This is a genomic window from Allomuricauda ruestringensis DSM 13258 (assembly GCF_000224085.1).
GTDB classification, from domain to species: domain Bacteria; phylum Bacteroidota; class Bacteroidia; order Flavobacteriales; family Flavobacteriaceae; genus Flagellimonas; species Flagellimonas ruestringensis.
Genome location: NC_015945.1, coordinates 1,994,759 through 2,009,886, shown reverse-complemented (window position 1 = coordinate 2,009,886; position 15,128 = coordinate 1,994,759). Strand labels below are relative to the sequence as shown.

General features: G+C 43.4%; 12 protein-coding genes. 10 read left to right on the top strand and 2 right to left on the bottom strand.

Going from position 1 to position 15,128, the window contains the following annotated elements:
• Positions 1 to 164: 164 nt before the first annotated feature.
• The 6 genes from polA (at position 165) to MURRU_RS09010 (ending at position 9,102) form a co-directional block, all read left to right on the top strand.
• Positions 165 to 2,999, top strand: coding sequence for a DNA polymerase I (gene polA / locus MURRU_RS09035; RefSeq protein ID WP_014033158.1), 2,835 nt, complete (start codon positions 165 to 167; stop codon positions 2,997 to 2,999).
• Positions 3,000 to 3,026: 27 nt separating this feature from the next.
• Entirely contained in the window at positions 3,027 to 3,539 is a 513-nt protein-coding gene (locus MURRU_RS17365) for a hypothetical protein (RefSeq protein WP_014033157.1), read from the top strand.
• Positions 3,540 to 3,706: 167 nt separating this feature from the next.
• A complete protein-coding gene (locus MURRU_RS09025; protein ID WP_014033156.1) occupies positions 3,707 to 4,369 on the top strand; it encodes a DMP19 family protein in 663 nt (220 codons plus the stop codon).
• Between the two features lie 239 nt (positions 4,370 to 4,608).
• Entirely contained in the window at positions 4,609 to 5,427 is an 819-nt protein-coding gene (locus tag MURRU_RS09020) for an NIPSNAP family protein (protein ID WP_014033155.1), read from the top strand.
• A gap of 20 nt (positions 5,428 to 5,447) precedes the next feature.
• Positions 5,448 to 5,723: a thioredoxin domain-containing protein gene (locus MURRU_RS09015; RefSeq protein WP_014033154.1), complete on the top strand. Its 276-nt coding sequence runs from the start codon at positions 5,448 to 5,450 to the stop codon at positions 5,721 to 5,723.
• A gap of 103 nt (positions 5,724 to 5,826) precedes the next feature.
• Positions 5,827 to 9,102: a S41 family peptidase gene (locus tag MURRU_RS09010; RefSeq protein ID WP_014033153.1), complete on the top strand. Its 3,276-nt coding sequence runs from the start codon at positions 5,827 to 5,829 to the stop codon at positions 9,100 to 9,102.
• A gap of 70 nt (positions 9,103 to 9,172) precedes the next feature.
• Here the strand turns inward: MURRU_RS09010 and MURRU_RS09005 are convergent, their stop codons facing one another.
• Entirely contained in the window at positions 9,173 to 9,736 is a 564-nt protein-coding gene (locus MURRU_RS09005) for a hypothetical protein (RefSeq protein ID WP_014033152.1), read from the bottom strand.
• Between the two features lie 179 nt (positions 9,737 to 9,915).
• On the opposite strand from MURRU_RS09005, the gene MURRU_RS09000 reads away from it, so the two are divergent.
• A complete protein-coding gene (locus MURRU_RS09000) occupies positions 9,916 to 10,665 on the top strand; it encodes a sulfite exporter TauE/SafE family protein (RefSeq protein ID WP_014033151.1) in 750 nt (249 codons plus the stop codon).
• Here the strand turns inward: MURRU_RS09000 and MURRU_RS08995 are convergent.
• Positions 10,641 to 11,096 (bottom strand): MarR family winged helix-turn-helix transcriptional regulator, encoded by a 456-nt coding sequence (locus tag MURRU_RS08995; RefSeq protein WP_148261496.1) that lies wholly within the window; start codon positions 11,094 to 11,096, stop codon positions 10,641 to 10,643. The genes MURRU_RS09000 and MURRU_RS08995 overlap by 25 nt on opposite strands.
• 179 nt (positions 11,097 to 11,275) lie before the next feature.
• Here MURRU_RS08995 and hppD point away from each other — a divergent pair, with 179 nt between their 5' ends.
• From hppD to fahA, 3 genes are all read left to right on the top strand, one after another.
• Positions 11,276 to 12,409 (top strand): 4-hydroxyphenylpyruvate dioxygenase, encoded by a 1,134-nt coding sequence (gene hppD, locus MURRU_RS08990; protein ID WP_014033149.1) that lies wholly within the window; start codon positions 11,276 to 11,278, stop codon positions 12,407 to 12,409.
• Between the two features lie 81 nt (positions 12,410 to 12,490).
• Positions 12,491 to 13,648, top strand: a complete 1,158-nt coding sequence (locus MURRU_RS08985) for a homogentisate 1,2-dioxygenase (RefSeq protein ID WP_014033148.1) — start codon at positions 12,491 to 12,493, stop codon at positions 13,646 to 13,648.
• 158 nt (positions 13,649 to 13,806) lie between these two features.
• Positions 13,807 to 15,027 (top strand): fumarylacetoacetase, encoded by a 1,221-nt coding sequence (fahA, locus tag MURRU_RS08980; protein ID WP_014033147.1) that lies wholly within the window; start codon positions 13,807 to 13,809, stop codon positions 15,025 to 15,027.
• Positions 15,028 to 15,128 lie beyond the last annotated feature (101 nt).

Below are 15,128 nucleotides of genomic sequence, written 5' to 3'. Positions count from 1 at the left end.
ATTAGACTCAAGACCGCTGCGCTTTTGGATTCAAGAATAAGGACGGCTTGTTTCAATTATCTTGGGTCTTGGCTTCTGAATCTTGTCTCTTTTTAAACAGCAATTCGTACTTTTAAAACCTGCCTTTTATAATTGTTTATTGATAATTGACAACTGAAAAATACATGTCCGAACAAAAACGCCTTTTTTTACTTGATGCCTACGCACTTATATTCCGTGGTTATTATGCCTTGATCAAAAACCCGAGAATCAACTCCAAGGGAATGGATACCTCCGCCATTATGGGGTTTGTAAACTCTCTTTTTGATGTAATCAAACGCGAACAGCCCGACCATTTGGCCGTTGCTTTTGACAAAGGAGGCAGTGTAGAGCGAACCGAACTTTTTGAAGCATACAAAGCCAACCGGGACGAAACTCCAGATGCCATCCGCATTGCCGTACCATACATCCAACAAATTTTGGAGGCCATGAAGATTCCCGTGGTGGAATTGGAGGGCTACGAAGCCGATGACCTTATCGGAACCTTGGCCAAACAGGCCGAAAAGGAGAATTACAAAGTATTTATGGTAACGCCCGACAAAGATTTTGGGCAGTTGGTAAGCGAAAACATTTTTATGTACCGCCCTGCCAGAATGGGCAACGGTATCGAAATTTGGGGCATTCCCGAAGTACAAAAACGCTTCGGCGTAAAACGTCCAGAACAGGTAATCGACTATTTGGGAATGATGGGCGATGCAAGTGATAATATTCCCGGACTGCCCGGTGTGGGAGATAAGACCGCCAAAAAATTCTTGGATCAATTCGATTCCATGGAAGGTTTATTGAGCAACACCGACCAGCTCAAGGGCAAAATGAAGGAAAAAGTGGAAGAAAATGCCGAACTGGGCCGTTTATCCAGGAAATTGGCCGAGATCAAAACCGATTGCGAAGTACAATTCCACGCGGAGGATTACGAAATGTGTCCGCCCGATGCCGAAAAGGTGCAAGAAATCTTTGAGGAACTTGAATTCCGTAGGTTAAAGGATCAATTTATCAAAATATTTTCGGGCGAAGCGGAAGCCAGCACCCAAGTAACGAGTACCAAAACGGCCAAAGAAGAGGCCAAAGTGGCGGGAAGTGGTCAGTTTACCCTATTTGGAGGAGACCCTTCGGATGCTGCAGCCACCATTAAAGATGTGAACAGTCGAAAAACCATTAGCGATGTGCCTCATTTTTATCAGAATGTAGAAAATGGTCTGGGTATGGAACTCTTTCTCGAAATGCTGATGAAGCAACCCTCCGTCTGTTTTGATACCGAGACCACCTCCCTAAATCCTTTGGAAGCGGAACTGGTGGGCATCGCCTTTAGTTGGTCACCGGGCAAAGGATTTTATGTGCCCTTTCCCGATAACGAGAACGACGCCAAACCTTTGATTGAAAAGCTACGTCCTTTTTTCGAATCTGAAGCCATTGAGAAAGTGGGGCAAAACCTGAAGTACGACATCAAGGTGATGAAAAACTATGGTGTGGAGGTCAAGGGCAAGTTATTTGACACCATGTTGGCCCACTACCTCATCAATCCCGATATGCGCCACAATATGGACGTGCTGTCCGAGACCTACCTCAACTATACACCCATTTCCATTACGGAACTTATTGGCAAAAAAGGCAAGAACCAGCTCAGCATGCTACAGGTTCCTTTGGAAAAACAAACGGAGTATGCGGTGGAAGATGCCGATATCACTTTCCAGTTAGGTTTAAAATTTACCCCTGAGCTGAAAGAGGCGCATACCGATAAATTGTTTGATGAAATCGAGATTCCGTTGGTTCGGGTATTGGCCGATATGGAATTAGAAGGCATCAATTTGGATAAGGAGTATCTAAATGACCTCTCGGTTGCGCTCGAAGTAGACATTGCTGAGTTAGAAAAGAAAATCTATGAAAATGCTGGTGAGGAATTCAATATTGCCTCTCCCAAACAACTGGGCGAGATTCTTTTTGGCAAGTTGAAGCTGGTGGACAAACCGAAAAAAACCAAAACAGGACAGTTTTCCACTTCGGAAGATGTACTCTCCTACTTGGCCAAGGATCACGACATTATTCAGAATGTACTGGACTACCGAGGATTGGCCAAACTAAAAAGCACTTATGTGGATGCGCTTCCCAACGAAGTACAAGAAAAAACAGGTCGGGTGCATACCGATTATATGCAGACCGTAGCCGCTACGGGCCGATTGAGCAGCAACAACCCAAACTTGCAGAACATCCCTATTAGAACGGAGCGCGGGCGACAAGTGCGCAAGGCATTTATCCCACGGGATGAAAATTACGTGCTCTTGGCGGCGGATTACTCCCAGATAGAATTGCGCATTATTGCAGCATTGAGCGAGGAGGATACGATGATTTCCGCTTTTAAAAATGGAGAGGATATTCATGCTTCTACTGCTTCCAAAGTGTTCAACGTACCGATTGACCAAGTGACCCGCGAGCAGCGTAGCAATGCCAAAACGGTGAATTTTGGGATTATTTACGGGGTTTCGGCCTTTGGGTTGAGCAACCAGACGGACCTGAACCGCACCGAGGCCAAGGAACTCATTGAAACCTATTACAAAACTTATCCGAAATTGCGCAATTATATGAGCGAGCAGGTAGATTTTGCCCGGGAGCACGGATATGTGCAAACGGTTTTGGGACGTCGTCGCTATTTAAAGGATATTAATGCAGGCAACCAAGTGGTGCGCGGTGCAGCGGAACGTAACGCGGTTAACGCCCCCATACAAGGAAGTGCTGCGGACATTATTAAGATCGCGATGATCAATATCCATAAAAAACTTTCCGAAGGAAAATACAAGACCAAGATGTTGTTGCAGGTACATGATGAATTGGTGTTCGATTGCTACAAACCGGAATTGGAGGAAATGAAGGAACTCATTAAAACCGAAATGGAAAACGCCTACAAACTTTCTGTGCCGTTGGATGTGGAAGTGGGTGTTGGGGAGAACTGGTTGGAGGCGCATTAAAATACTTTTATCAGATTAAGTGGAAAAATGGACGATAATCAAATAAAAAAGATGGTTAAATACCTCAATCCACATTGGGAAGAGATTATGGAAGATTTTAAAGTTCGCGCAGAAAAACTTAACATCTTATTAGCAAAAGATCATAATCAAATTGGTCTTGTTCTTAAAATCCACCTTGTTGTAGAACATTATTTGACTTCTAACCTACAAAGAAATTTTGAGCTAGATGATATTGATAGTGTTAGACTAAGTTTCAGTCAAAAAACAAAATTGATTCCAAAAAGTGATGCTGCTGCAACTTGGTTAAAACCTGGAATAATTGAACTAAACAAAATACGAAATAAGTACGCCCATAACTTAAGCACAGAATTGAAACTTGATGACTTAATTGAAATAAAAAAAATTGTTAAAATAAGCCGTGATATTTCCCACAATTCTTATGAAATACTGCTGAATGATTTTGCAATTATCTGCGGGTCGTTTTTAGGGCAATCCGACCAAAAAATTGCCAAACTATTCAGAGAGGCTTTTAAGAAGTAATCTGCAATCATTGGCGTTGTTCCAAACCTTGAAAAACCCAAAATGAAACCCTTCAAAACCATACTTCCTATCATCGTGTTGTCGCAGTTTTGCTGCACTTCGCTTTGGTTTGCGGACAATGGGATAATGCGAGACTTGATGGCAACTTTTGCTGAATGCTCGCAATTATGATGAAATTAACTATCCTTATTGCCGTAATCGTTGTCTTAAAATACCTAGTCCCCAGATTGGTGAATTTTGGAGCCCCCGAAAAATCCGAGCGGAAAAGCGAATGGCACTACCGTATTAAATTCGCCAAACTCAACAAGGAGAAATTTGAAAAGGCCACCCAAGAAGAAAAGGAAGAAATGTTGTATTACTTCACCCATAAATTAAGGCAAGGCGATAATTATGGAGAAGTTTCATTCAAGAACATGCCCAAACAACTTCAAGTGGTTTGGTTAGTAAACGAACTGGAAATGGAGGTCAATAATGGAGGTTATCTGCAGTTTTTTACCAATGCATCGGGGCGATATGCAGACGAAACCCTCGAAGCTTTGGAACTGATTGGCGCAACTTATAACCGTGAGCTTTTAAAAAACGCCTATGACGTATTGATCAAATACAACGAGAATCCCAATAACCTCAACGAGAAAATCAATTCAAAAAAAATATACGAGTTCATCGATCTTTCCAAACTTTATGAAAATAGCGAGCTACAGAATGAACTGTATGAAATGGACAAAAAATTCTACCAGTACAAAGAGAATCTTTCCAAATTGAAGATGGATTATTTTGAAGACCATTGCCAAACCCTTTGGCCTGAACTTGAAAGGAAATACTTCAATTAATTTTAGGTATCCAGAACCCTATTTTGATGAAACCCTCAAAAATCATACTGCCTATCATTCTGCTGTCGCAGTTTTGCTGTACATCGCTTTGGTTTGTGGGCAATGGCATTCTGTCTTAAAACCTATTAATCAATCATAAGGGTAAAGCAGGCAAAACAGTCATCAATTAAATCCCTATCTTCAAACATTGTTTTTGATTCTATTTTTAGTACAAACATCAAACTAAACTGCACATAAAAATGAAAACTATCAAACTCCTATTGCTATTGGTTACGGTAGCATTGGCAAGCTGTGGCAATCCAAAGTCCGAAACCACAGCAACTATCGAGACTCCTGAAACCGTACAAGATGAACGGGAATTCTATCAACTAAAAATCTATTCCTTTAGTTCCGAAGACCAGATAGCTGCCACGGACAATTACTTGAAAAATGCCTTTATGCCAGCGGTTAAGAAACAGGGTATCGATAAAGTGGGTGTTTTTAAATTTCGCACCAATGAAACAGACACGGTTCAAAAAACCTACGTGCTCTTTCCTTTAAAAGGTTTGCAACAGTTCAAAGAACTGGACAACAAACTCCTGGAAAACGAGGAATATACCGCAACAGGAAGTGCGTACATCAATGCCAATTACGATAATCCGCCCTATGATCGCATCCAGTCCATCCTATTGCAGGCATTCCCCGATATGCCCATGATGGAGGTGCCAGATTTGGATAGTCCAAGATCGGAACGCGTGTACGAACTGAGAAGCTACGAATCCGCTACCGAAAAATACTATCGTAACAAGGTGGATATGTTCAATGCAGGAGGTGAAATTCCTCTTTTTGACCGATTGGGCTTCAACGCCGTGTTTTATGGCGAGGTACTTTCAGGTGCCAACATGCCCAATTTAATGTACATGACCACCCATGCCGATATGGCCACCAGAGAAAAAAATTGGGAAGCTTTTGTGGATGCACCGGAATGGAAGGAACTCATTGCCTTGCCCAAGTATAAGAACAATGTATCCCATGCCGATATTTGGTTTTTGTACCCTACTGAATATTCCGACTACTAGGGAAGCAAAACTGGTATCCCATGACGGAATTGATTTATTTTACCAGCAAAACCTGTGGGGTTTGCAAGGTGTTAAAGCCTAAACTCCTCGAGGCGGTTCAAGAAAACTTCCCGAAAGTGGGCATCCGCGTGGTAGATGTGGAAGAAGAAGTAGAGTTTACCGGGCAGTCCATGGTTTTTACCCTTCCGGTAGTCATCATCAAGGTCGACGACAAGGAAATGTACCGTTTCGCCCGGAGTTTTTCGGTCTATGAAGTGTTGGAAAAACTCAAGCGACTAGGTACAGTTTCCCCTTGACCAAGCTTTCATATCCAAGCCGGATAACCCTTCCATTGTTTTATGTACTTTTAGGGCAACAGGGTATATCCCGTTCATTATTTAGTAACCTCAAACCAATCCAATGAGAAAAATATATGTTTTAGGAATTGCATTACTGGCAACGGCACAACTACTGTCCCAAGAAGGCACTTTGTTGTTGCGTGAGCCTACCTTGAGCAACAATTCCGTAGTGTTTGTACACGCCAACGACCTTTGGAAGGCCTCCCTTAGCGGTGGCGAGGCCCAACGCCTTACGAGCGGTATAGGCAACGAGTCTGACCCCCGCTTTTCCAAGGACGGAAAATGGATTGCCTTTACCGCAGAATACGATGGCAACAGCGATGTGTACGTGATACCTTCGGATGGGGGCACACCCAAACGGATTACCTTCCACCCAGCCATGGACGAAGTACAGGGGTGGACACCTGATGGAACTATCTTGTTTCGTTCCACCCGAAATGCACGGCCGACCATGACAAGTCAGTTTTTTACCGTTTCACCAAACGGAGGACTGCCCAAAGCATTGGAAATACTTAGAGGGGCCTATGGCAATATCTCTGCCGATGGTTCACATATCGCCTACACTCCCATCACTTCGTGGGACCCCGAATGGCGAAACTACCGTGGTGGACAGGCCATGCCCATTTGGATCGTGAATTTGGATACCTACGAATTAATGACTACCCCTCAATTGGACCAAGAACGTCATTTGTACCCCGTATGGTCGGGCAACAAGGTGTATTACCTTTCGGAACGCGACTACACCAGTAACGTATGGAGCTTCGATATCAACACCAAGACCGAGGAACAGATTACGTTTCACAAAAAATTTGATGTAAAAAACTTGGATGTCCGTGGCAACCAATTGGTCTATGAGCAAGGAGGTCGCTTACACGTGATGGACCTGACCTCAAAGCAAAGCAATCCTTTGACCATAACCGTGAAGGGCGATTTGAACTTCAGCCGCGAGCGATGGGAAGAGGTTTCGGCGAATTCGGTGCGAAACGCAAACATTTCGCCCAATGGAAAAAGGGCCATTTTTGAACATCGTGGCGATATTTTCACCTTCCCTAAAGAAGAAGGTAGCTGGAGAAACATAACCCAATCCTCCGGGGTAGCGGACCGGTATCCCGTGTGGTCGCCCAAAGGCGATAAAATTGCATGGTTTTCCGACCGCAGCGGGGAGTATCAATTGGTGGTTTCCGATCAATATGGGAACGACCAGAAATCCTACCCTTTGGAAAACCCGACCTTCTACTTTCAACCGGATTGGTCCCCAAACGGCAAACTGATTGCCTATACCGATACGGATTACAATATGTGGTACGTGAACATTGAATCGGGAAAAGTGGTCAAGGTCGATACAGACCGGTATGCCCACCCAAACAGGACCATGAATCCCGTTTGGTCGCCCGATAGCCGATGGATTACCTATGAAAAACAACAGGACAGTCATTTTAAAGCCGTTTTTATTTACGACACTCAAACCGGAAAAACGGTTCAGGTAACGGAAGGAACGGCTGATGCCACAAGTCCCATTTGGGATGTTTCTGGTGAATACCTGTACTTTTTAGCCAGTACCGATTATGGCCTGGCATCGGGTTGGTTGGATATGAGCTCCTACGACCCAGGCGTTACCCGCAGTTTGTACGCCTTGGTATTGAGTGCTTCGGGCAAGGCCCCGAATCTTCCCGAAACGGACGAGGAAAGCTCCAAACCGGAAGAAAATTCGTCGGACAAGGGAACCAAATCAAAAAAGGATGACAAAAAAGAAGAAGAACCAACTCCAAAGCCCGTAGTGATTGATTTTGCCAATATTCAAGATCGGGTGGTCGCACTGGAGCTTCCTGCAAGGGACTATCAGTTTTTGCAGCCCGGTCCCGAAAAACAAATTTTTGTGGCCGAATCGGTTCCAAACACACCTGGGCTTAAGGTACATTCCTATGATGTTGCCAAAGAAAAAGCCACTGATTTTGCTGATGGCGTCAGTTTTATGAGAACCTCCACGAATGGGGCACATGCATTGGTCAAAAATTCAGGTGGTTGGATGATCACCGATACCAAGGCCTCCCCAAAACCAGAAGATAAGCTCACCATCAATGCCCAAATAAAAATTGACCCTAAAGCGGAATACGCACAGATCTTTAAGGAAGGTTGGCGCTACATGAGGGATTTTCTTTATGTCGATAACGTCCACGGTGCACCTTGGGACAAAGTCTACAGTTGGTACCAACCTTGGATCAAACACGTAAAACATAGAACCGATCTCAACTACGTGGTCGATATTCTGAGCGGAGAGGTGGCCATTGGCCATTCCTATGTTTCCGGTGGAGATATGCCCGATGTGGACCGAGTACCGGTTGGGCTTTTGGGAGCGGATTTTGAGTTGACCAACGGCCACTATCAAATCAAAAAAATATACACAGGCGAACACTGGAATCCAGAACTAAGGGCTCCCTTGGCCATGCCAGGCTTAGAGGTTCAGGAGGGTGATTATCTCGTGGCCATCAATGGTAAAGTGCTCTCCGCTGACCAAAACATGTATGAATTGCTGGCCCAAACCGCCGATCGCACCATCAATATCAACGTAAACAGCAAGCCAATCATGGACGGTTCCCGAATGCTTACCGTAAAACCTGTTGCCAACGAGTATCAACTTCGTTATATGGACTGGGTGGAGGAAAACCGAAGGAAAGTGGACGAACTATCGGACGGGAAATTGGCCTATGTGTACATTCCAAACACCAGTGGGAATGGTTTCCGTAGTTTCAACAAGTACTACTTCTCCCAACAGGATAAAAAAGGGGTCATTTTGGATGAACGTAACAATGGTGGCGGTTCGGCAGCCGATTATATGATCGACATCATGTCCAGGGAACCTTTTGGATATTTCAACAGTAAAGCCAATGATAATCGTCCTTGGACCAGTCCCATAGCGGGAATATGGGGTCCAAAAGTGATGATCATCAACGAACGTGCAGGATCTGGAGGGGATTTATTGCCCTATATGTTCAAGGAAAAAGGACTGGGGCCTTTGGTAGGTACCCGAACTTGGGGAGGACTTGTTGGGACTTGGGACACCCCGCCCTTTATTGATGGAGGACGGATGGTAGCTCCCCGAGGCGGCTTTTACAACAATGATGGTGAATGGGATGTGGAAGGAAAAGGGATTTCCCCGGACATCGAAGTGATTCAAGCACCAAAAGAGGTGGTTGCTGGAAAAGACCCCCAATTGGAACGTGCCGTACAAGAAGCATTGAAGCTCTTGGAAACCCAAGAATTCATAATGAAGCCCGAACCAGATGCACCTGTGCGATGGAAGCGGCCCGCAGGCTATGATGAAGAAGGAAATCAATAATTTTGAACTTATATCAAACTAAAAAAGGCACCGATCGGTGCCTTTTTCATTCCTTTTCATAACATAATATTCAATTGCCAAAACTATTGGCCAATCGTGGTTTTTGACTTTTGCTCCCAATAAACAAATCCGTAAGCGGTTTAAAGTGTCGCTTCCACTGGTAGGGAGCAAAGTCAAACCACAATTTAACTTCGGGGGCGTTGCCTTCCTCCACCGTAAAACCATCTTCAATCTGAAAATCCAAACGGTTGAACGAGTTGGCAGATTCGGCTGCCCCATCCTGATAAATGAACTGGTTTCCCCATCCTGCCATATAAAAACGCAATGCGGTGTATCTACCTTCGGGCAAGGATAGTACGCTTTTGGAACGCATAAAGTTTCCGGAAGCTATACCTTTTAGGGTAACTGGGTTTTGACCAGGAAAATCTATAATAAAATGCTCATTACCCTGCTCATCGATTGCTGAGAACTTAGTAATGTTAAGGGTCATTTCTGAAACATGGAGCGCTGTAGCGGCCTCATTTTTCAAGATCAACTCGGCTGTATTGGCTTCGGTGCCATACCAGTCTGCCATTACACTCGGGGTGTAAGCAGCTATTGACCATATTGTTGGATAAAAATTCGTCTTTTTCATAGCAATTGTATATCAAACTTATACAGGTACAAAGTTGCAGCGGTTTTCCCATCCTTACGTCCAACAGATTATCCATTTTATATGCTACATTAACACGAAATATACTTTTTAAGATTTTTTTAGGTTAAAATGACATAAATTTAACTTCCATATAGCATACCGTACTATATTTCTGAAGTATGAAGATCAACTACATTTTTTTATTGCTTGCATTGGTTGCTGAAATCATAGGAACCATAGGAGGTTTTGGCTCATCAGTGTTCTTTGTACCGCTGGGCAATTTTTACTTTGATTTTTATTCCGTGCTGGGTATGACGGCCATTTTTCACCTATCCAGTAACGTTAGTAAGATTTTCCTGTTCAAAAAAGGATTGGACAAGAAACTGCTGCTTTACATTGGTGTTCCTTCGGTGCTCTTCGTGATTGTGGGTGGGTTTCTATCTAAAATAGTAAACAGCAGTGCACTCGAAATTGTGTTGGGTGTATTTCTGGTTGCTTTTAGCCTATTGTTTCTCATTAAAAGTGAGATTATCATCCTTCCAAACAAAAAGAATTCTGTAATCGGAGGCGCATTATCAGGGTTTTCCGCTGGCCTTTTGGGCACAGGAGGTGCTATCCGTGGATTGACCATGGCTGCTTTCAATTTGGAAAAAAGTGCTTTTATTGCCACTTCCGCCTTTATTGATTTTATGATCGATTTCTCCCGAACCTTTGTGTACTACGGAAATGGCTACATCGGCAAACAAGAATTGACCTACCTGCCCTTTTTGTTCGTAATTGGTTTGGTGGGTACGTATTTGGGAAAAAGAATACTGCATTACATCCCACAAGAAAAGTTCCGTAAACTAAGTTTAATTTTTATCCTGCTTATAGGATTGGCCACCATCGCCGGTTTGGCGTTTAATTATTGGGACTCATTTTCTTCGTAATTCTCCCCTATTTTATCCAATACCCTTAAAAAGGTCTCAAACTCGGATGTATCCACATCCTTTATGGCCAGTTTTCGCAGTTGAAGTGCGCTGGGCAAGGTAATGTCCAGAATTTCCTTTCCTTTTGGGGTCAGTTCCAGTTTAAAACGCTTTTGGTCGCCTTCAAAACGGGTTTTGGAAATCCAACCTTTACGCTCCAAGCCACCAATAACCCTAGAGGTTGTGGCGCGGTTGCGAAAATTTTCATTCACAATATCACGTTGACTGGCATTTTCACCAAGTTGATGAATTTGATAGAGAATCACCCATTGCTCAATGGTCGTATCCACTCCAAGTTCATTAAAGGTGCGCAAATACGCCTTTTGGATTTTACGGAGCACCAAATCCAAGTGGAACCCCATCCCTTGTATTTCATCTATACGATTGAGCATCTTTTTTGAGAATAGCCACAAAAATAGGGATTCCGATTTAGTTGATCGGCCATGCCCCATCACAGCATCAATTTTAACTCAAATTTCAGTCAACAAAATCGTTTTCGTGTTTTAAAATCATTATTTTTGTTGTTGATGCAACAATATAAAGTTAGACAATAAAAACAACATAAAAGATCATGGAGACATCAACACTTCCAAAAGGAGCGAATACATCTGAAGATTTTATGCCCATCAACGGGACCGACTACATCGAATTGTATGTAGGCAATTCCAAACAAGCGGCACACTTTTACAAAACCGCCTTTGGTTTTCAATCATACGCACAGGCCGGATTGGAAACTGGACTAAAAGACCGAGAAAGTTATGTGGTGATTCAAGATAAAATTCGTTTGGTTCTTACCTCTCCCCTAAAAAGTGGAACAGAGATAGGAAAACACATCGACAAGCACGGTGATGGCGTAAAAGTTGTGGCCCTATGGGTGGACGATGCATCCCAAGCCTATAACAACGCCATGGAAAGAGGCGCTAAGTCCTACATGGAACCCAAAGTTGAAGAGGACAAGAATGGAAAAGTGGTACGTGCTGGAATTTACACCTATGGTGAGACCGTGCATATTTTTGTGGAACGCAAAGATTATAATGGTACATTTCTTCCAGGATACAAAAAATGGGAAACTCCAGATTACAACCCAGAACCTGCGGGTCTAAAATTTGTAGACCACATGGTTGGCAATGTAGGTTGGAACAAAATGAACCATTGGGTGAAGTTTTACGAAGATGTAATGGGGTTCAAAAACATCCTATCTTTTGATGACAATGACATTTCTACAGACTACACCGCTTTAATGAGCAAGGTAATGAGCAACGGAAACGGACGCATTAAATTCCCGATCAACGAACCTGCAGAGGGAAAGAAGAAATCCCAAGTGGAGGAATACTTGGATTTTTACGAAGACGAAGGCGTACAGCACATTGCCGTGGCCACTGACGACATTATCCAAACCGTTCGAGACTTAAAAAGCCGTGGTGTAGAATTTCTAAGGGTTCCTTCTACTTATTACGATGTCATTTCCGACCGTGTTGGTGAAATTGATGAGGACATCGCTCCATTAAAAGAATTGGGCATCTTGGTAGACCGTGACGATGAGGGGTACTTGCTACAAATCTTCACCAAGCCCGTGGAGCCCAGACCAACCATGTTCTTCGAAATTATCCAAAGAAAGGGCGCGCAATCGTTTGGAAAAGGTAACTTTAAAGCATTGTTCGAAGCCATAGAGCGTGAGCAAGAGCTTCGAGGCACATTGCATTAATCATAGTTAAGAGTGATGAGTTATGAGTTATTGGAATTTCAGACTCATAACTCATAACTTTAAACTCAAAACTGAGAAAAAATGCCTATTTATCATAAACTCGGGAAAATTCCGCAGAAACGGCATACCCAATTCGAAAAGCCCGATGGCGGCCTCTATTACGAGCAGCTTTTTGGGACTATCGGTTTTGATGGGATGTCCTCACTGTCCTACCATGTTCACCGACCCACTCAGGTCAAAGAAATTGGCAAGGCCTTGGACGTGAGCCCAAAAATTGCCGTGGAAAAGAACATCACCAGCCGAAAATTAATCGGTTTTGATGTAGCTCCTAAAAATGATTTCTTGGAAGGGCGCGAACCACTGTTGGTAAACAACGACGTTCACATAGGTTTGGCAGCACCGAGAAAATCAGTAACGGACTATTTTTATAAAAATGCCGATGCTGATGAAATGCTCTTTATTCATAAAGGGTCAGGAACCTTAAAAACTTTTTTGGGGAACATTCCTTTTGAATATGGGGATTACCTCATCATTCCACGAGGGATGATCTATCAAATAGAATTTGACACGGAGGACAACCGTATTTTGTATGCAGAGTCCTTCCATCCAATTTATACCCCAAAACGGTATCGTAACTGGTTTGGACAGCTTTTGGAGCACTCCCCTTTCTGCGAACGGGACTACAAACTGCCGCAGGACCTTCAAACTTTTGATGAAAAAGGAGAGTTTTTGATGAAAATCAAGAAACAGGGTATGTTGCACCAACTCGTATATGCCACGCATCCTTTTGATGTGGTCGGTTGGGACGGTTATAACTTCCCCTACGGATTTTCCATCCATAATTTTGAACCGATTACGGGACGTGTGCACCAACCGCCACCTGTGCATCAAACTTTTGAGACGGGTGCCTTTGTGGTGTGTTCGTTCTGCCCTAGATTGTACGATTATCACCCAAAATCCATACCCGCTCCATACAACCATTCCAATATAGATTCGGACGAAGTATTGTATTATGTAGATGGTGATTTTATGAGCAGAACAGGCATTGGCCCGGGTTATATTTCGTTGCATCCTGCAGGTATTCCGCACGGGCCGCACCCTGGAACTTATGAAGCCAGTATCGGCAAAAAAGAAACCGAGGAGTTGGCGGTGATGATAGATACCTTTAAACCCTTACAGGTGACCAAGAATGCCCTCAAAATTGATGATGGCAAGTATTATAAATCGTGGTTGGAGTAAATTTGAGATAATTGAATGTCATTTCGATATGAGCGAAACGATTGAGAAATCTTATTCCCAGATTTCTTACTTTGATTTCGACTGCGCTCAATCTGACAGTTCGAAATGACAAAAAGATAAGATTCCCGTTTTCACGGGAATGACATATAAAAAGTTACATGGTCATAGAAATACCCGAAAACTCAGATTTTTCGATTCACAATATTCCCTTTGGGATTTTTTCCACTAAAGACAGAAGCCCACGTGTAGGTGTGGCCGTTGGGGAGCATATTTTGGATTTGGCCGCTGTGGCAGAGTTGGACGTTTTTGACTTCAACACGGCATTACTGGAAAAGGACACCTTGAACGATTTTATTTCCCTTGGGAAAGAAATCACCACACGGGTTCGTAAAAAAATCCAATATTGGCTAAAAGATGACGATTCCGTTTTGGCTGGAAAACCAGAACTATTCGTGAAGCAGGGCGAGGCCCAAATGCACATGCCCGTTGCGGTGGGTGACTATACCGATTTTTATTCGAGTCTGGAACACGCCACCAATGTGGGGAAAATGTTTCGTGACCCCGAAAATGCCCTTTTGCCCAATTGGAAACATATTCCAGTTGGTTATCATGGCAGGGCAAGTTCTATTATTGTTAGTGGTCAACCCATTTATCGTCCAAAGGGTCAAACGTTTCCCAACGGTGCAGAAACTCCAATTTTTGGCCTTACGCAACGCTTGGATTTTGAACTGGAAATGGGTTTCATCTGCGGAAAAGAAACCCAATTGGGCGAATCCGTTTCCACAAAAAACGCGGAAAACTACATCTTTGGGCTGGTATTGTTCAACGATTGGTCGGCTCGTGATATTCAAAAATGGGAATATGTACCGCTTGGGCCGTTCTTGGCGAAGAATTTCGCCTCATCCATTTCGCCTTGGGTCGTTACTTTGGAGGCCTTGGAACCCTTCAGAATAAATGGACCCAAACAAGAACCCGAAGTATTACCTTATTTGCAATTTGAGGGTGCGAAGAATTACGATATCAATCTAGAAGTAAACATCACCCCAGAGCAAGGTGAAGAAACTACTATTTGCTTTAGCAACTTTAAATATATGTACTGGAATATGGGCCAACAATTGGCGCATCATACCGTAAACGGATGTAACATCAATATTGGTGACATGATGGCTTCGGGAACCATTTCGGGTAAGGAAGAAAACAGTTTTGGCTCCATGCTCGAATTGTCTTGGGGAGGCACAAAATCTATCAAACTAAAAAATGGCAGCGAACGCAAATTTATAGAAGATGGCGATACGGTGACTATGCGGGGTTACGCACAAAATGGCGATATTAGAGTCGGATTTGGCGAAGTAAGCACAAAAGTGTTGCCTGCTAAATAAAGTGGGTAGCTGAGCGGAGTCGAAGCTACCTGACTATTAAAATGTGACTTCGACTCCGCTCAGTCACCTAGACAAAAAACAAATAAGAGATTCCTGCGGAA